Origin of the sequence: Pseudomonas syringae group sp. 243L2, assembly GCF_032587875.1 — a bacterium.
In the GTDB taxonomy this organism is placed as follows: Bacteria; Pseudomonadota; Gammaproteobacteria; order Pseudomonadales; family Pseudomonadaceae; genus Aquipseudomonas; species Aquipseudomonas amygdali.
In genome coordinates, this window is the sequence record NZ_JAWHPL010000021.1 from 26,008 (window position 1) to 42,744 (window position 16,737).

Annotated in this window: 14 protein-coding genes; 9 read left to right on the forward strand and 5 right to left on the reverse strand. The window is 56.5% G+C overall.

Annotation, left to right across the window (positions count from 1 at the left end):
- Positions 1-447 carry an NUDIX hydrolase gene (locus tag RYB66_RS13180; RefSeq protein WP_005757742.1) on the reverse strand — a complete coding sequence of 149 codons (447 nt, stop codon included), beginning with the start codon at positions 445-447 and terminating at the stop codon, positions 1-3.
- Positions 448-700: 253 nt separating this feature from the next.
- Here RYB66_RS13180 and RYB66_RS13185 point away from each other — a divergent pair, with 253 nt between their 5' ends.
- Both RYB66_RS13185 and RYB66_RS13190 read left to right on the forward strand, forming a co-directional pair.
- Positions 701-2,062 (forward strand): PAS domain-containing methyl-accepting chemotaxis protein, encoded by a 1,362-nt coding sequence (locus RYB66_RS13185; protein ID WP_005777335.1) that lies wholly within the window; start codon positions 701-703, stop codon positions 2,060-2,062.
- Positions 2,063-2,216: 154 nt separating this feature from the next.
- Entirely contained in the window at positions 2,217-3,818 is a 1,602-nt protein-coding gene (locus RYB66_RS13190) for a putative bifunctional diguanylate cyclase/phosphodiesterase (RefSeq protein ID WP_046832769.1), read from the forward strand.
- A 45-nt stretch (positions 3,819-3,863) separates the two neighbouring features.
- On the opposite strand, the gene RYB66_RS13195 is transcribed toward RYB66_RS13190, so the two are convergent.
- Positions 3,864-4,982, reverse strand: coding sequence for a metallophosphoesterase (locus tag RYB66_RS13195; RefSeq protein ID WP_005777332.1), 1,119 nt, complete (start codon positions 4,980-4,982; stop codon positions 3,864-3,866).
- Positions 4,983-5,339: 357 nt separating this feature from the next.
- Between RYB66_RS13195 and RYB66_RS13200 the strand changes: the two genes are divergently transcribed.
- Genes RYB66_RS13200 through RYB66_RS13215 form a run of 4 tightly spaced genes read left to right on the forward strand, consistent with a single transcriptional unit; the run spans position 5,340 to position 9,366 of the window.
- Complete coding sequence (locus tag RYB66_RS13200) at positions 5,340-6,332, forward strand: TRAP transporter substrate-binding protein (protein WP_039847398.1); 993 nt, start codon at positions 5,340-5,342, stop codon at positions 6,330-6,332.
- A 4-nt stretch (positions 6,333-6,336) separates the two neighbouring features.
- Positions 6,337-6,831, forward strand: a complete 495-nt coding sequence (locus tag RYB66_RS13205) for a TRAP transporter small permease (protein ID WP_005777328.1) — start codon at positions 6,337-6,339, stop codon at positions 6,829-6,831.
- Entirely contained in the window at positions 6,828-8,114 is a 1,287-nt protein-coding gene (locus tag RYB66_RS13210; protein WP_004665402.1) for a TRAP transporter large permease, read from the forward strand. The genes RYB66_RS13205 and RYB66_RS13210 overlap by 4 nt, the downstream gene beginning before the upstream one ends.
- Before the next feature lie 25 nt (positions 8,115-8,139).
- The gene (locus RYB66_RS13215) at positions 8,140-9,366 is read left to right on the forward strand and encodes an aminotransferase class III-fold pyridoxal phosphate-dependent enzyme (RefSeq protein ID WP_005777325.1); all 1,227 of its coding nucleotides are present in this window, start codon (positions 8,140-8,142) and stop codon (positions 9,364-9,366) included.
- On the opposite strand, the gene RYB66_RS13220 is transcribed toward RYB66_RS13215, so the two are convergent.
- From RYB66_RS13220 to RYB66_RS13230, 3 genes are all read right to left on the reverse strand, one after another.
- Positions 9,339-10,232, reverse strand: coding sequence for a LysR substrate-binding domain-containing protein (locus RYB66_RS13220; RefSeq protein ID WP_016980510.1), 894 nt, complete (start codon positions 10,230-10,232; stop codon positions 9,339-9,341). The two genes, RYB66_RS13215 and RYB66_RS13220, sit on opposite strands and share 28 nt — an antisense overlap.
- A gap of 79 nt (positions 10,233-10,311) precedes the next feature.
- Positions 10,312-11,385 (reverse strand): NAD-dependent epimerase/dehydratase family protein, encoded by a 1,074-nt coding sequence (locus tag RYB66_RS13225; RefSeq protein ID WP_016980511.1) that lies wholly within the window; start codon positions 11,383-11,385, stop codon positions 10,312-10,314.
- Between the two features lie 148 nt (positions 11,386-11,533).
- The gene (locus RYB66_RS13230; RefSeq protein WP_016980512.1) at positions 11,534-12,601 is read right to left on the reverse strand and encodes an AraC family transcriptional regulator; all 1,068 of its coding nucleotides are present in this window, start codon (positions 12,599-12,601) and stop codon (positions 11,534-11,536) included.
- A gap of 256 nt (positions 12,602-12,857) precedes the next feature.
- Between RYB66_RS13230 and RYB66_RS13235 the strand changes: the two genes are divergently transcribed.
- The 3 genes from RYB66_RS13235 to RYB66_RS13245 all read left to right on the forward strand — a co-directional run bounded on the left by RYB66_RS13235 (position 12,858) and on the right by RYB66_RS13245 (position 15,913).
- Positions 12,858-14,228, forward strand: coding sequence for a flavin-containing monooxygenase (locus tag RYB66_RS13235; protein ID WP_050547697.1), 1,371 nt, complete (start codon positions 12,858-12,860; stop codon positions 14,226-14,228).
- Positions 14,225-15,073: an SDR family oxidoreductase gene (locus tag RYB66_RS13240; RefSeq protein WP_057424143.1), complete on the forward strand. Its 849-nt coding sequence runs from the start codon at positions 14,225-14,227 to the stop codon at positions 15,071-15,073. Before RYB66_RS13235 ends, RYB66_RS13240 begins: the two co-directional genes overlap by 4 nt.
- 111 nt (positions 15,074-15,184) lie before the next feature.
- Positions 15,185-15,913, forward strand: a complete 729-nt coding sequence (locus RYB66_RS13245; RefSeq protein ID WP_316894581.1) for an NAD(P)-dependent alcohol dehydrogenase — start codon at positions 15,185-15,187, stop codon at positions 15,911-15,913.
- The last annotated feature ends 824 nt before the right edge of the window (positions 15,914-16,737 follow it).

Sequence of the window (16,737 nt, forward strand, 5' to 3'; positions counted from 1 at the left end):
TTAATCCAGCAGAGACGCATTCTTGAGTAGATCAAACAGCCCTTCAGGTACAAGCGTAGATTCACTGGTAAAACTGGAACCAGAATGCCACGCGGCCTTGAAAGTTGCCCCGTCGCTTTCAAGGCCATCCAGCCAGGGCTTCTTATAGATTTCTGCGTCGTCAAATCTTGCATCGTAGACCTGCACGATCTCGTGCCCTGGCTTGCCCGCGTAGGTAAAAATGCTCTCCAACGTGCCAATCAACCGAACGTTGCTGATCGAAAAGCCCAGTTCTTCATACACTTCCCGGACCACGGCATCGATACTCCGCTCGCCAAATTCTATGCCTCCGCCAAGAGGGCGAAAAAGCGTTTGCTTTGCAACGACGTCGTGGAATTCGTTGACCAGTATTTTTCCCTGGTGGTGAAAAACGCAAAGAGCGAGGGCACGAATGCGCGGTTCTGACATGAATAAATCTCCTTTCCAGCGTTCTGCATGAGGCACACACAGACGTTATCAAGTTGTTGTTCAGCCATTATTCAGGTGAATAGCTGACCGACAGCCACCTTACAATTTAATTCCGTGCAAACTTACAATTAATTGTCATGTATTAACCGTTATCGTACGACCAGACAGGCAATCTGGATCCTAATCAGATTTCGGAATTTACATCAGGATTTTCCGACGTTTAGTTGACCAGCGCGCTAAAGATTTCGATTCGATGACCGATGAAGGTGGCAAGCCCAAACTGTCCCGGATAGCCACAATGTTTAACTCTCAGTTGAAAAAAACCAATAAGGCATTGGAGCGCCGCCTCGCCATGCTTGAACAAGCAGGGCAAATTCTGAATCTGGAGACAGTTGCCGCCGTTCTGGACGGGGCGGGCAAAGTGCAGTCAGTCAATGCCTTGTTCGAGACAGAACTGAGCTATGCACAAGCCGAGATTGCCGGGCGCAGTCTCTCCGAGTTGAGCCCGCCAGAGCTGAGCGCTGATGTTCACCAGAAGCGTGCTCTGGCTGCTATTCGGGACGGCAAACATTTCAGCGGCACGTTGCGCCTGGTCAGCAAAACAGGGGCCAGGGTGTGGCTGAGAACTGTGGTCGTCCCCTTTAAAAACGAAACCGGCGGTGTGGAGCAGATCACGCTGTACTCAAGCGTTTTGACACGCACCATCGAAGCCTCTCGCGAGAACGAAGCCCTCGTGAACGCACTGCAACGGTCAACCGCCGTTATCGACTTCACCCTCGATGGAATAGTCATCGCAGCCAATGACAACTTTCTGAAAGCAATGGGCTACGAGTTGCATCAGATCAAGGGAAAACATCACAAGATTTTTTGTTTGCCTGAAGAGTCCGCCTCGGACGCCTACATGTTGTTTTGGGAAAGGTTGCGCCGGGGTGAATTTATCGTTGACCGTTTCCGGCGCGTCGACAAGTCCGGTCGTGATGTATGGCTGGAAGCGTCCTATAACCCGATTACCGACGCCAATGGCAAGCTCTATAAGATCGCCAAGTTTGCAACGGTCATTACTGAACAGGTTGAACGTGAGAAAGCTGTCGCTGAAGCGTCGGAGATGGCCTATCAAACATCTATCGATACCGACGGCAGTGCCCAGCAAGGCCGAAAAGTCATCAAGGACACCTTGCAGATGCTGGGCCAGCTGACGATTTCGATGGAAGAGGCCACGCGGGGCATCGAGGCACTGGACTCTCAAAGTCAGGTCATTGGAACGATCATAAAAACCATCAGTGGAATCGCCGAGCAAACCAATTTGCTCGCACTGAACGCAGCTATTGAAGCCGCGAGGGCGGGCGAACAGGGCAGGGGGTTCGCGGTGGTGGCCGATGAGGTACGTCAGTTGGCCTCCCGCACGACCAAAGCGGCAGAAGAAATCGTAAACGTCGTGAAGACCAATCAGAGCCTTGCTTCAGATGCCGTGGGCGTGATTGTGCGCAGTACCGAGCAGGCTTCCGAGGCGCTGGTGCTGGCTAACGATGCAGATCGTGTCATCCAGGAAATCCAGCAAGGCGCCAACACAGTAGTTCGAGCCGTCAGTCGGTTTGTCGATCAGCGCTCGAGTTAGTTGCAAACGGCGGAACACTACCGAGCCGGGTAGTGTTCCCGGTCATCATCCTGGCAAGGGTCAATAGGGCGTAGCGAATGCCGACTAGTGTGAAGTCTGGCGACCGCTGAACTGCCTGCAGTCGTACACCTGTCGTCATTTGAGCGTAGCGTTCATGTCATTCATTCGCAGTCCGCACATGGTTCGTAAATACCTTTACACCCTGTTGTGGTTTTATCTGTTTTCTATTTTTTTGGTGGCCATCGCGTGGGAATTCAAGCTTGAGTCCTTCGCCATGTACGCCATGAACTTACCGTATGATCAAGACTTCGAAGATGCCGAGCGCTGGCGTTTTGTATTAACGTCGACCGGGTTTGCATTGCTGTCGATGGTCGTACCGTTCATTCTTTTGAAGCGCCTGATGCAACGCTTGCAAGACAGCTACAACGACTTGCTGAAGTCGCAGGCGCTCAGCGACTCTCTGGCCCGCCACGATCCCTTGTCTGGCCTGCTCAATCGGCGCGTGTTTCAGGAGCAGCTGGTTGCGCGCCTGGAGCAGGCCTCTTCGCAAACCGCCGTTTTCCTGATCGATCTGGATAAATTCAAGCTGATCAACGACACCCACGGGCATGCAGTGGGAGATGCGGCGATTTGCGCCGTTGCGGAAAGCCTGCGAGAGGCGACTGCCGGCTGGCAGGCTTCAGTGGCGCGACTGGGCGGGGACGAGTTCGGTCTGGCGGTCAGTGGTGACTTCACTCAGGTTGAACTGGCAACGCTGGCTGAAAGTGTGTTGGCTAAAATCGCAGCGTCCAGCGCGGATTTGCCGCGTTTAGCGCTTAGTGCGACCCTGGGCATTGCAATTTCGCCTTTGGACGGTTCGGATGCCGACACCCTGCTACAGCATGCCGACAGCGCCATGTACAGAGGCAAGAACGGCGGCCGCGCCATGTTTAACTTCTATGAAGTCAGTTTCGAGCGCGAACAACGCCAGCAGGAGCTATTCGCGCAGGAATTGAGGCAGGCTATTGAGCACAACCAAATCCAGCCGTTCTATCAGCCTATTGTCAATCTTCCGGAGCAACGCCTCGCGGGCTTCGAACTATTGGCGCGATGGCTGCACCCCGAGCGTGGAACTATCATGCCGCTTGACTTCATCCCCGTGGCAGAACAGTTGGGGCTAATCAAGCAACTCACTGAAAGTCTCCTGCTTCAGGCCTTCGATCAGGCGCGTGACTGGCCCAGCGACTTTACGCTGTCCATAAACGTCACTTCATTGATGATCGAAAGTGTCGATTTTCCCGACTGGTTGGCCCACGTGGCCAGTGAAGGTCAATTTCCACTGACTCGGCTGGAAGTGGAAGTGACGGAAAATGCCCTTGTGGCCAATATCGACAGTGCACGCCTGAACCTGGAGCGTTTGCGCGCTATGGGTGTGAGCGTAGCGCTGGACGATTTCGGTACGGGCTATTCGGGGCTTTACCACCTGACCAAACTGGCCATCGACAAAATCAAGATCGACCGGTCTTTCTTTGACACCTCACTGGATAACCAAAATGAGATGGTCAAAGCCATCCTCGCTCTGGGAAAAAGCCTGCGCATGAAAATCACCGCCGAGGGAGTGGAGCACGAGGAACTTGCAGACTGGTTAGCCTCCCACGAGTGCGATTTCGCTCAGGGTTACTTGTTCGGACGGCCCTTGCCTTTGGCCCAGGTGACAGCGCTGCTGGCAATGGCCGAGCCCGAAGTGCCGATAAGGGCGCGCGCCAGTGCCGGGTAGCACGAACGTCGGGCGCACAGGATGTGGCGCGCCACTAATGGCAAGCTACGGTGCCCGCCGAAGCGTAATCCGGGTCAACTCCGAAGGCTGGCCAAGACGAATGGCAAATCCGGGCCAGAGTGCGGTGCCGTTGTTGACGTACAGCTGCATCCCGCCGACATCATAAAGCCCCGACACAAATCCCCCGTTGGCCAGGGCCAGCAGGCGGTGAAGACCGAAGATCATTCCGCCATGGGTATGGCCGGAAAGTTGTAAAGTTACCCCTTTAGCCGCGGTTTCTCGCGCGTTTCTCGGTTGATGGTCTAGCAGGATGATCGGTGTGTCTTTTGCGATGCCTGCTATGGCTTTTTCAACGTCCGGCGCGGGGAAGCCGGTTTTTGGTGCGGTCACATCGGTGACGCCAGCCAGAGCGATCCGTGCGCCGTCGCGCTCGATCAGAGTGTGGCTGTTGGCGAGTGGCACCATCCCCAGCGAGACAAAGTGCTGCATCCACGTCTGGTTATCGAAAAAGTATTCATGATTCCCGGGTATGACATACACGCCGTCAGGCGCCCGTAAATCGCGCAACGCTTCAACATCCTGCTTTCGGTTGTTGAGTGAGCCATCGATCAGGTCGCCGGTGATGACGATCAGATTCACTCCCAGCGCATTCGACTGCTGCACCACCGCCTGCGTCCACGGTGCGTCAAACAGGCGACTGATGTGCATGTCGGTCAGTTGCAATACTTTGTAGCCCTCGAATTGCACAGGCAGGTTTTTGATCGCGATCTGGATGTCTTTCACAGGCGGCACGCGCACGGCCTGCTGGACGCCGATTGCCGCCAGTACCAAGGCTGCCACACCGATGACGTAGCGCAGATTTGCCGGAATGGTCAGTGTTTTCCGGCGCAGCAGCATCGTCAGCAACGTTGCGATATCGACGATGATTTGCAACACCGCAAGCAACAGGATCGCGCCAAACGCCCAATTGAACAGCATCACGACGGAGCGTGGAAATTCTGGCGAAAACACGCTCCCGGAGGAAAACCGGCAATACAGATGATATTGCGAGGCTAGAACAAGCAGCAGAGCAACGGCAATTCTGGTTGATAGCGCCCACGGCATTGGCCATAAGAACCTGGCGATAACGTACAGGCAGGGCAGGCTGAACATAACGTGAAACATCAAAGCGCTCCTTTAGTCATCCGCCGATAGTAACGGCTCGCCTCTCGAGGCGTCGACCGGTGGGCTCCGAATACTCACTTGATTCATAAGCGGATGAAGCAACACCCGATACTGGAAACGTGGTTGGTGCCTCTTTCGGCTGCGGGCCCGGCCTTGCTCGCGATCCTCCCTTCATGGAGCGGGTTTTAAGTACCTGGAGCGTTGACTGAGAATGCCGGAATGGCAGGAAATGGCATCCATAAATAAACGTATGGATGCATTAAGCATCCTAATCGCAAAAAGCCATCTCTTAATTGACGCTAAGGTCGGCACTCATGGTTAATGGCTGCAACGCTATTCAACGTAGAGTTCGCCGCCATGCTCAAATTCTCATCTCGTTTAAACGCTGTTTTCGGAGCCCTGACCGGGTTGGCTTTGCTGATCGGCGCAAACGCCGCGATGGCGGACCAGACGTTACGTTTAGCCCACGCCTCCAGCTCCAGCAGCCTTATCAATCAGGCGATGACGCGATTCGCCGCCCAGGTCAGTGCGCAAACCAACGGTGAGTTGAAAGTGCAGCTCTACCCGGACGGCCAACTGGGTGATGAAGCGCCTATTGTCGATTCGGTCGGCGCAGGAGCCATCGACATTGGCCTGGGCGGCTCGACCGACGGCATCGATCCGCGCCTGAATGCGCTGTCGCTGCCATTTCTGTTCGAAGATTCGGTCGCCGTACATGCCTACCTCGATAGCGAAGCTGGCAAGAAATTCCTCAGCATGGGCCAGGATCATGGCTTCGTCATGCTCTCGGCGCTGGACTCTGGCTTTCGTCAGTTCGCCAACAGCAAACACCCGATACTTCAGCCCGCGGACCTAAGCGGCCTAAAAATACGTACGCCGCCCAACCCCGTGATCCTGGCAACCATCAAGCAACTGGGCGGGCTGGGACAGTCGATTCCGTTCGGCGAGGTGTATACCTCGCTGCAATCGGGTGTAGTCGACGGTGTGGAGCCCGAGCTGCGCGATTTTTACGACCAGAAATGGTACGAGGTCGCCAAATATGTCTCGCTCTCGAACTACGTGTGGTCGGCTAACTTCTGGTTCATCAACAAGGACAAGTACGAAAGCCTGAGCACAACTGAACGGGCAGCTCTCGATAAGGCGGTGGTAGACACCACAGCCTGGTATCGCTCGCAGCTGGAAGCGGTGTACAGCAAGATTCAGCAGGAAATGCAGGGCAAGGGCGTGAAGTTCAATGACGTCAACCCGCGTCCATTCCGCGAGCTGAGCAACCCGGTGTATGCCCAGTTCGGCAAGGTCTGGGGCGAAGACTTCGTCAGCCAGCTGCGACACGACGCGCAAGGCGAGTGACGCCATGTCTATCAGCCCGCATCCTGACCAACCACCCAGCAGCCTGGCTGAACGCTGCCTTGCTGTATTCGGCTCGCTGATGTTCGCCGTGACCTTTCTGTCCATTCTGGCAGGCGTTTTCTCGCGTTACCTGAATCTGCATGGCTTCGAATGGTCGTTCGAGATCGCCACGATCGGGTTTATCTGGGTGACATTTATTGGCGCCGTGATCGCTGAAGTCAGGCACGAAAACGTGCGATTCCAGGGCCTGGTGGGCATGCTGCCAAGGTCTTTGCAAAAGGCCCTGGATGCCTTTGCCAGTGTGGCCCTGCTGGGTATCAGCGCCTGGCTGCTGAGCAGCGGTGTTGCGTTCATTTCACGCACCGGCTGGATGCCAACCCCAGTGCTGCGCTGGCCCGCCGGGCTGAGTTCACTGGCGTTGATCAGCGCCGCCGCGATGCTTGCGCTACTGGCTGTGGTTCGTCTGACACGCCTGATTCGCAACGGAGTACGCCCATGACCGTGCTGATCCTTTTTCTGGCGTTTTTCTGTTTGCTGATGGCTGGCCTGCCAGTTGTCTGGGCGATGGCCGGTGGCAGTATCGCGGCCCTGCTGTGGGGTGATCTGCACATGCCGCTGGCCTGGATTGCCCAGCAAACGCTGCGCGGTGCCGACTCGTCGACCCTGGCCTCGATACCGTTGTTTCTGCTGGCCGGAGAGCTGATGAACCGTGGCGGTCTGACGCTGCGCATCATGCGTGTTGCAGAGCACTGCTTCGGGCGTTTGCGCGGCGGACTGGGGCTGGTGAATGTCGCCACTGCGTTCGTCTATGGCGGTCTGACCGGATCAGCCACCGCCGATACTGGCACCGTTGCCAAGGTCATGATTCCGGTGATGGAGGCGCGTGGCTACCCACGTGCCTTCGCCGCTGCTGTTACAGCAGCCTCTGGAACGCTGGGCATTATCGTACCGCCGAGCGTCATCCTGATCATGTTCGGCGTGTTGACCAACACGTCTATCGGTGGTCTGTTCATGGCCGGCGTTATCCCTGGCCTGATGCTCGCCGCAGTCTTCATGATGACCGCTTACATAGTCGGGGTTCGCGAGGGCTTTCCAAAAGCTGAAGGCAAGATGGACTGGGGCCTGTTCCTACGGGACACCGGTGGCGCGCTGCCTGCGTTGCTGATGCCGTTCATGGTGCTCGGGTCGATAGTTACCGGCTTTGCCACGGCCACTGAAGCGGCGTCGCTGTCAGTACTCTATGCGCTGTTCGTCGGCACCATTGTCTATCGACAACTGGGCTGGCGCGATCTATTCCCGGCCGTGACCGAAGCGGTGACCACCACCGGCTCGGTAATGATCATCATGGCTGTGGCCATGCCGTTTGGCTGGATCCTGACCTTCGAACTGGTGCCCCATACAGTGGCCACCTGGATTGTCGGCCTGCATACCGGCCCGCTGGTCACCATATTGCTGGTGATTCTGGTACTCAAAGTGGTCGGTTTCTGGCTGGACCTTGGCCCGGCAATGATCATTCTGGCGCCGATTCTGGTCCCCGTGGCCAAGGCTGCGGGCTTCGAGCCCTATCAGATCGGCCTTATCTTCACCATGACCCTGGGTTGGGGACTTTTCACTCCGCCTATCGGCACCAACATCTTTGTGGTGTGCAACGTAGGACGTATTGATATCGGTGCCGTATCACGACGATTGATACCGTTCTGGATCGCCACCGCGTTTGCCATCGCCTTGCTCGTGTTTTTCCCGAATCTGACCCAATGGTTGCCCCGCGTCATGGGCTATTGATACCTCCCATTTCCTGAGAATAAAGATGAAACATTTGATCGGTGGAATTTCCAGCGGCGGCCGCGCTTTGCCCGAAATCGACGGCCAGGCTTTCAATGTCGCACGCTCCAATGGGCCATGGCTGTGGGACAGCAAGGGTGTGCGCTACGTGGATACCGCAATGGGTTTTGGTGCAACCATGCTGGGCCATGCTCAGATGGAGGTCATGGCAGCGGCCAGTGCAGCAATGCTCAACGGCCCGATGCCTTCCTTTGCCCACGGGGACGAGGAGGCCGCTGCTGCCGCATTGGCGACATTCACCGGCGATCTCAGCCAGGTGATCTTCCTCAACACCGGCAGCGAAGCCGTGCACCTGGCCTGCCGCACCGCGCGCGTGGCAACGGGTCGCCAGCGCATTGTAAAGTTCGCTGCCGGCTATGACGGCTGGTACGACTCGGTAGCCTTTGGCAATGCGGGGCAGGCCTCGGCCTTGATGAGCGGCACAACCCGGCCTGAACGTGATGGCATGCTGCTGTTGCGCTACAACGATTTTGAGGATGCCGAACAACTGTTTCGCGATTACAGCGACATCGCAGCCCTGGTGGTGGAACCCGTGTTGGCCAACGCAGGCTGCATCGAGCCTGCGCCGGGCTATTTAAAGCACCTCAGCGATCTGGCTCACCGCAATGGCGCACTGGTTATCCTGGATGAAGTGTTGATGGGGTTGCGCCTGTGTCCAGGGCTGACCGGCACGATGCTGGGTGCCGAGCCTGATCTTGCCACGGTCGGCAAGGCGATCGGCAGTGGTATTCCGGTCGCCGCTCTGGTTGGCAAACCCGAATACATGCGTCTTTTCGAGCAGGGAAAAATCGTACGCGCCGGCACCTACAGTGGAGCGCCGCCAGCGTGCGCTGCAGTACTGGCGACCCTCAAGCAACTGGCGACCGCCAACTATGCCGCACTGCTGACACGCGGTGATCAGCTGCGCGCCCAACTGGTCGCAGCCTTTGCCAGCAAAGGCATGGCCGTGAGCAGTACGGGTTACGGGTCAGTGTTCACGTTATGGCCCTCGGCGACGCCACCCAGAACCTACGCCGATGCGGCGCATGTGGCTGACAGCGCGTGGACACTCGCGCTGCACAAAGCGCTACGCCGTGAACGGGTCATGAGCATGCCGTTTGCCTTTGGCCGAACCTATCTGACCTTTGCGCATCAGGAAAAAGCGCTGCAAGCGGTGCTTGAAGGTTACAAGGCTGCCATCGCTTCGCTTTGAGACTCGCTTTCAGAACGGCTTTTGGCCTGAAAGCAATCACGGACGAAATGCGCCAGGCGGCGGGTATTCAACAGGGCATGTTCAGGCACCAGCAGCTCCAGTTCGATGCTTGGCAGCCGGGGCAACTGCTCGGATTTCAGGATGCGCCAGCCAGATGGAACAACTGAAGCGGGCAATACCGTCACCGAGGTGCCCAGTCGAACCGAATGCATGACGCCCGGCAGATGAGATGAAGAACTGACCACCCGCCAAGGCGTGCCCAATAGATCCAGCGCCTCAATGATCTGCGGACGCGCCCGGCAGCTTTCGGTAAATAACGACAACGGTAAAACTTTCTGTTGCTCGGGAAAATGCCCCGGCGCTGCGCACCACAACATCGGTTCGCACCTAAGTAACTCACCCTGCACCTTGGTGCCGGAGCGGGTGATGATCGCCAGGTCGATGCTACCTTCGGTAATCATGGACTCGAGGCGAGAAGAAAAATCACAGATGATTTCTACCTGCAGATGCGGATGGCGCAGGGTGAATGCCTGCATGAGCTCGCAGCCCAGCGACTCAAGATAGTCATCCGGCATGCCTATACGAACGCGAGTGGCTTCCTGCCCGCAATCGAGCGCGGCAAGCGCCTCGTCTTCGAGCATCTGGATACGCCTGGCGTAGCCGATCAGCCGTTCACCATGCTCCGTCAGCGTAACGCCACGGCGAGACCGCTCCAACAGCTTGCGCCCGACCCGGGATTCCAGCCGGCCCAGCATCAAGCTGACAGCTGCCTGGGTCTTGCCGATACGCTCACCGGCAGTGGTGAACCCGCCGCAATCGATGACAGCAACAAAAGCAGCAAGGCAATCGGTATCGAGATGGCGCATGGGGAGACCTCGGGTGAAACCTGATAGGCGAGGTCTATGCACGTTCCATTCCGTTACGGGAAATGAAGCAACTTGAATGTCACGACCGAAGCTTCTCATTCGCCTGGCTGTTGAGCTGACGCTGCATATCCCAGCAACGGTAATGATCTGTCAGCGTTTCCGTGATGGATCGATATTTGATGCCCAGATCATTCAGGCTGCGCTGGTTATCCACCACGAAGCGAATGCCGAGGTGCTTGCTCAGATAATCCTGAGTGAGCCCGAAGAAGGGACCAATCAACCTGACAATAGCGTCGGGAATGCGGTAACGCGGCAATAACCAGGGGCGTCGATGCAAACGGCGCACAATGCCAGCTATCTCCACGAAAGAAATCATATGTTGTTCAGCAAGGATATAGCGCCCCTGAGCGTCAACCTTGTTCGCTGCGATGATATGAGCTGCCGCTACATCCCTGACGTCCACGGTAGTCAGACTCAGGTCGGGCATGCCATAGAAGAAGTAACCGCGGAACATCTCATCCAGAAGAAACAGGCTTCCGGAGTCCGAGGCCGGCGTAAGAGAAGGGCCGAGGATCATGCCCGGATTGATAGTGACCAGGCTCCAGCGAGTCTGCTTCTCGCAGATCCGCCATGCTTCTTTTTCGGCCTCGACCTTGGCGTAGTGATAGGGGTTGGTTTCAAGCGTGCTGCTGGTATTGAAATAGTCTTCGGTAAGGGTCTTGTTCTTCATGTGCAAAACGTCAATGTAATCGCCAAAGATTGCCCCGACGGTGGAGGTCGGGACGACACGAAGGACGCTGGGCGTTTTATCGACACTGCTCAGAACGTTCCGGGTGCCCAGCAGTGCAGGCTCAAGCATTTCCCGGCGGCCGTCCTTTATTTTTTCAGGCAGCAGAAAGGGCGACGCCACATGATGGACGACCGTGCAGTCGTGCATGGACGCATCAAACGCGCCGTCTACAAGAAGATCTGCTTCGAACAGGTAAAGTTTGCCTGGATGTTGCTTTTGCAACGTCAGCAGAGGAAGCACTTTTGCCCTGTTGGTGAGGTTGCGCACGGTGGTATTGACGACATTGCCGCTGGCAAGCAGTTGCTGAATCAAGTGGCAGGCCACAAAACCGCCACCCCCGGTAACAAGCACTCGTTCTGTCATCACGGCCCATCTCTTGTTTGATTATTTATGGAGAGCAGAGAGCTACGATAAACAACCGGTCACAGAACGATCAGGGGTTGAGCGGACACAAAAGGGGGCGGCAGCGGACGTTTGATGATCACGTATGTTCTTGCGAGTACGCAAAAACTCAGGAGGTTGACAGGCCCTGGATGTCTTTTCGAAATTGTTGAATTTCGTATCTGGCTTCGCGGGGTGTTACCCCGGTCCAGCGTTTGAACGCCCGACGGAAATCACGAATATCGCTGAAGCCGGTTTCAGTCGCCACGTCGATCAATTTCGTTTCACGGTGACTCAGGAGTGACAATGCTCGGGCCCTGCGTAGCGAGTCGATGACGCCCTGATAGGACTGTCCCGCCTCGTCAAGACGACGCCTTAAGGTGCGTTCGCCGATATTGAGCTGTTGCGCAAGGTCATTGAGTGACGGCGGAGCGCAGAGACGCTTGCGTATTTCCCGTTGAACGGTTTCGACAAGATCTGACGTGCCTTTATCTTCCCAGTTTGCACTGTCCAGCAACTCTGCCACTTCTGCAGCCACGAAGTCATCGCGCGTCAACAATGGAATGTCCAGCCACAGGGCATCGAATTCGATCAGATTGTGAGCACCGGCAAATACCACCGGGCAGCGGAATATTTCGCTGTATCGTTGCCGGTGCGCAGGCTCTGGATATTCAAGCTCGATGCGGCTGGGGAGCATGTCATGATGCCCAGTCAGATGCCGCGCGATGGCCATCGCGCTGGCGAATGCCTCTTCCAGATAAAAACTGATCACGTCAGGGTCAAAGAACTGCGGCACCATGTAGGTCAGGCAGCGACCTTCATGAAGCTCCATTCGATGGCGGAGCAGGGCACCGGCATGCTTCTGATAACGAATGGCCAGGTCCAGCGCCTCACCCAGCGTGGCACTGGCCTGCATACCCAGCCCGACAATGCCCCATGACACTGCTGTCTGGCGCTCGCCGACCGACAGACCCAAGCCGTCATCACCCAGCACCGTGATTGTTCGGCGTACCAGCAGGTTGCTTTGCCGATGCGACAGAAGATAGCCGGGCTTTTTCAGGTCATCAGGAGCAAAACCCAGGCCACGGCATAGCCACTCGGCATCGACGCCACGTTCGGTCGCGTACTGCAGGAGCATGCGCGATACCTGCGGCGGAGCCGAGGCTTCAGAGAACAGTGGGTCAGCAATGAGCTTCATGTTGATCCGGACCTTTTACAGACAGGTTTTATCGAATCACAGCATGCCTGAAAAAACAGCCGAAACACCCCTCGAATCGTTAAATTAATCATTGATCCGACCCGCCAGCCGAACAAGTCCGTTACCACCCCCTTTTACGTCCATTGGCCCCCTGCATGCTCCGCGCCTCCTTGGCTAACTTAGGGTTCTCGCTGTTGAACCCGAGGAATACAAAGTGAGCCACGAGAACAACAAGATCCACGATTGCGCCGACGCGGTGTGCATTATCGGAAGCGGCCCGGGCGGGCTGTGTATGGCGAGGGCGCTCAAGCGTCAGGGCCTCGATTACGAGCAGTTCGAGCGACACGGCGAAGTGGGAGGCGTATGGGATATCAATAACCCCGGAACCCCAATGTACCAATCGGCGCACTTTATCTCCTCTCGCGATCAGTCAGGGTTTATCGACTATCCCATGCCCGCGCACTTTCCCGATTACCCGAGCAATCGACAGATTTTCGAGTACGTTCGCTCTTTTGCGATGGCGTTCGATCTGTACGACAGGATCCGTTTCAACACCGCAGTCAAAGACGTTGAAAAAGAACAGGATGGACGCTGGCTAGTCACGCTGGCCAGCGGTGAACGACGCCGCTATCGCGCGGTAGTGTGTGCCACCGGCTGTAACTGGGACCCTAACATGCCTGAAGTGAAAGGTCAGTTTGAGGGCACCGTTCGGCACTCGGTAACGTACAAGAACGCCGACGAATTCAAGGGCAAGCGGGTGATGGTCATCGGTGCGGGTAACTCCGGCGCCGATATTGCCTGCGATGCGGCCAAATATGCAGATAAAGCCTTTATCAGCATGCGTCGCGGCTACCACCTCATTCCCAAGCACCTGTTCGGGATGCCGGTTGATGAGTTCGGTGAAAAGGGACCGCAACTGCCGATGTGGCTGGCGCGCCCGGTTTTCCAGACCATTTTACGGGTCATAAATGGTGATACCCGGCGCTTTGGCTTGCCCAGGCCGGACCACAAGCTCTTTGAGAGCCACCCGTTGCTCAATACCCAGTTGCTGCACTACCTGCAGCACGGCGATATTCAGGTAAAGCCGGACGTGTCCCACTACGAGGGTCAGCACGTGGTGTTCAAAGACGGCACGCGTGAGCCACTCGATCTGGTGCTGTATGCCACCGGGTATAAATGGAGCTGCCCCTATGCCGCGAAGTATTTCGAGTGGCAGGGCGGTCGGCCCCGGTTGTACCTGTCTATTTTCAGCCGTGAGCATCACAACTTGTTCGGCATCGGGTACGTCGAGACGAACTCGAGCGCCTATAAGCTGTTTGATAGCGAGGCGCATGCTGTCGCTTGTTACTTGCGTGACCAATTGCATCAGAAAACCCAGGCCAGTCATTTCGATCAGTTGATTGCTACGGACGACCCGGATCTTTCCGGGGGAATCAAGTTCGTCAAATCCCAACGCCACGAGGTGTACCTGGAGGCGCATGCGCTCAAGAAATACCTGCGCAAGCTGTTTCACAGCCAAGGCTGGCCTGCGGTCGAAGAGGGTTATTACAAAAGCCTGCGTAAAGGCACTGGCTATATTCCTGCGCCACTGCAACAGAAGGTCGCCATTCAGGAGACGTGCTTATGAAAACGGTGGTCCTGATTACCGGCGCGGCCGGCGGCATTGGCCAGGCGATCTGCGCCCAGCTGATCCGCAGGGGCATGCAACTGATACTGGCAGACATCGACGAAAAGCAGCTGCGCGTGTTGGCGGAAAGCCTCGGCGAAGATGCTTTTCCCTATGTAGTTGATCTGACCGACCAGGAAAGCCTGGCAGGCTTGATGACCTACATAGAGTCAGAGTTTGGCCGACTTGACGTGTTGATCAACAATGCAGCCATTGCAGTAGTCGAAGCGTTTGATACACGCTCGGTGGAAAGCATCAGTCGAGAGCTCAACATCAATCTCGTCGCACCGCTGATCCTGACTCGTCTGGCCATTCCATTGCTCAAGCGCTCGAACGACGCCCGGATCATATCCACTGTTTCATTGGGGGGCGTATTTCCCACGCCCGAATCACCGATCTACTGCGCCAGCAAGTTCGGCCTGCGCGGCGCAATGCTCTCGATCGGACTGGATCTGGCCGAGAAGGGCATCAAGGTCGGTTCCATCCTGCCAACCGCGACAGACACCCAAATGCTGCGCAAGGAAGCGATCGAAGGCGGCAACGCTCTACAGTTCATAGCACCGCCACAATCGCCGGACGACGTCGCACGTCAGGTGTTACTCATGCTCGACAAGCCTTGCCTGGAACGGACACCGAAACCGAGCGAATCCTTGGCATCCAGTCTGGCTATGCTGTTCCCCAACCTGTTGCCGCGCACCACCCGGTTGCTGCAAAAGCGCGGTGAGAAAGGCATGAAGAAGTACATCGAGTCGCTCGGCGAGCGCGGTCTGGCGCATCGGGTGGAGGGGATTTGGCGTTTGAAGTAGCAGCCGTCTGCGCTGCGGACAACACAGAGCGTTTCAGGGCTAAGGGCTTGCGGACATCGTTCGTCCAGGGGCGAGGTCATCGCTGTAGGCGAGGGCGTCAGTCAGGTCAAAGTGGGTGACCGGGTTATCTGCGGTCACTTCCCGGACTGGCTGGAAGGCCCATTCAGAATCGATGTGTTTGCCCATGAAGTCGGCGTAACCCACGACGGCTGGCTGGCGGACAAAGACGTTGCCGCGCTCGCATCTGCGGGCCTGACAGCCTGGAACGCGCTGATGGAGGTGTGCAAAGTCAAACCGGGCGAGCTGGTACTTTGTCTCGGAACCGGCGGGGTGGCGCTGGCCGCTTTGAAGCTTGCGAGGCTCCACGGCGCGCGCGTGGCAATTACCTCGTCAAGTGACGAAAAACTGGACATCGCCCGCCAGCTGGGCGCGGACATTACCATCAATTACCGAACACACCCTGACTGGGCTGCGCAAGTCATGGCGCTCACCAATAACACCGGTGCGGACGTCATCCTCGAAACCGGAGGCCAGGACACCCTGGGGCAATCAATCGCTGCCGCTGCCGTCAACGGACGTATCGCGGTCATTGGTGTGACCCCGGGGAAGCACTCTCCGATTCCCGATTACCTGTCCCTCATCCTGAAAAATGTAACCATCAGGGGCATTGCCAATGGTAGCCGCGCGATGTTTGTCGACCTCATACGCGCAATCGAGGCAAATGGGATTGAAACCGTTGTTGCCAGGACGTTCAAATTCGCTGATGCCCCCCAAGCCTATGCTTATTTTGCTGCGGCAAAGTGTATAGGAAAGGTATTGATCGAGTTTGAGCGCAACTGAGGGCAGGGCACAGGATCATCCGGAAAATGGCAAAAGGCTTACACGATCTGGAGTGGATCCACTCTGTACGGCGCCACGGCGAAGGAGCAATCTACACCCATCAACTGCAAGCGCAGGAAGCGCTTCACAGGTCACGGATGATCACCATTGCCGGGATGGCTACCGACAGGATGTCGGAATGGTATTGATGGAAAAAACAACCCGCTTCGGCGGGTTTTTTTATGCGCGCAAGTAATGGGCGCGCCTGCAAATGTAATCGAAGCTGGCGGCAACGGTTTTACGGATGACGTGAAGGTGAAGGGCCTATGCAGGCGCATACCCAAGCCCAAAGGCGGAAAAAGGTGTCGTGTCGCGCGGGTGATCGCAAGGCGGCGCTGACCGTCGATTGGCGGTGGTCGTCATTGGCGGGCTATCGGCCTCGACCGTACTAAGCCTGTTGGGAGTGCCCGTTATTTTTACTTATATCGATGATGGCCACGAGACACTAAAAAAATGGTTTCGCAGACCTCGATAAAACAGTGTAATCCGCTATCGTCGCAGGCTCGGTGACTCGGGCTAACGCCCGGTAATACCTGGCACGCCGACACGTTTTCCTACCTGGGTTCTACTTGGAAAACCCTGCGTAGCGGTGCCCGTTTTTCATCTAGTCACCCTCTTTTTATCCAGTAACACCACAGTGTCTATTCATAAAATCCGGTTCATGCCGATAACGACAGGGATCGCGAAAAGTCAGGATGCAGAGAAAAATCAGGTCCTGCTCTGGCACAGAAATTGGATGACTACTTCTGTAGTCCGAAAAATCGCTTATCGCAAAAGTGCGCAAA

What these genes read in the sequence shown, in the direction of transcription:
- RYB66_RS13200 (WP_039847398.1), top strand. Translation starts at nt 5,340, where the DNA reads ATGCTCAAATTCTCATCTCGTTTAAACGCTGTTTTCGGAGCCCTGACC.
- RYB66_RS13195 (WP_005777332.1), bottom strand. Translation starts at nt 4,982, where the DNA reads ATGTTTCACGTTATGTTCAGCCTGCCCTGCCTGTACGTTATCGCCAGG.
- RYB66_RS13220 (WP_016980510.1), bottom strand. Translation starts at nt 10,232, where the DNA reads ATGCGCCATCTCGATACCGATTGCCTTGCTGCTTTTGTTGCTGTCATC.
- RYB66_RS13180 (WP_005757742.1), bottom strand. Translation starts at nt 447, where the DNA reads ATGTCAGAACCGCGCATTCGTGCCCTCGCTCTTTGCGTTTTTCACCAC.
- RYB66_RS13215 (WP_005777325.1), top strand. Translation starts at nt 8,140, where the DNA reads ATGAAACATTTGATCGGTGGAATTTCCAGCGGCGGCCGCGCTTTGCCC.
- RYB66_RS13225 (WP_016980511.1), bottom strand. Translation starts at nt 11,385, where the DNA reads ATGACAGAACGAGTGCTTGTTACCGGGGGTGGCGGTTTTGTGGCCTGC.
- RYB66_RS13230 (WP_016980512.1), bottom strand. Translation starts at nt 12,601, where the DNA reads ATGAAGCTCATTGCTGACCCACTGTTCTCTGAAGCCTCGGCTCCGCCG.
- RYB66_RS13240 (WP_057424143.1), top strand. Translation starts at nt 14,225, where the DNA reads ATGAAAACGGTGGTCCTGATTACCGGCGCGGCCGGCGGCATTGGCCAG.
- RYB66_RS13210 (WP_004665402.1), top strand. Translation starts at nt 6,828, where the DNA reads ATGACCGTGCTGATCCTTTTTCTGGCGTTTTTCTGTTTGCTGATGGCT.
- RYB66_RS13185 (WP_005777335.1), top strand. Translation starts at nt 701, where the DNA reads ATGACCGATGAAGGTGGCAAGCCCAAACTGTCCCGGATAGCCACAATG.
- RYB66_RS13205 (WP_005777328.1), top strand. Translation starts at nt 6,337, where the DNA reads ATGTCTATCAGCCCGCATCCTGACCAACCACCCAGCAGCCTGGCTGAA.
- RYB66_RS13190 (WP_046832769.1), top strand. Translation starts at nt 2,217, where the DNA reads ATGTCATTCATTCGCAGTCCGCACATGGTTCGTAAATACCTTTACACC.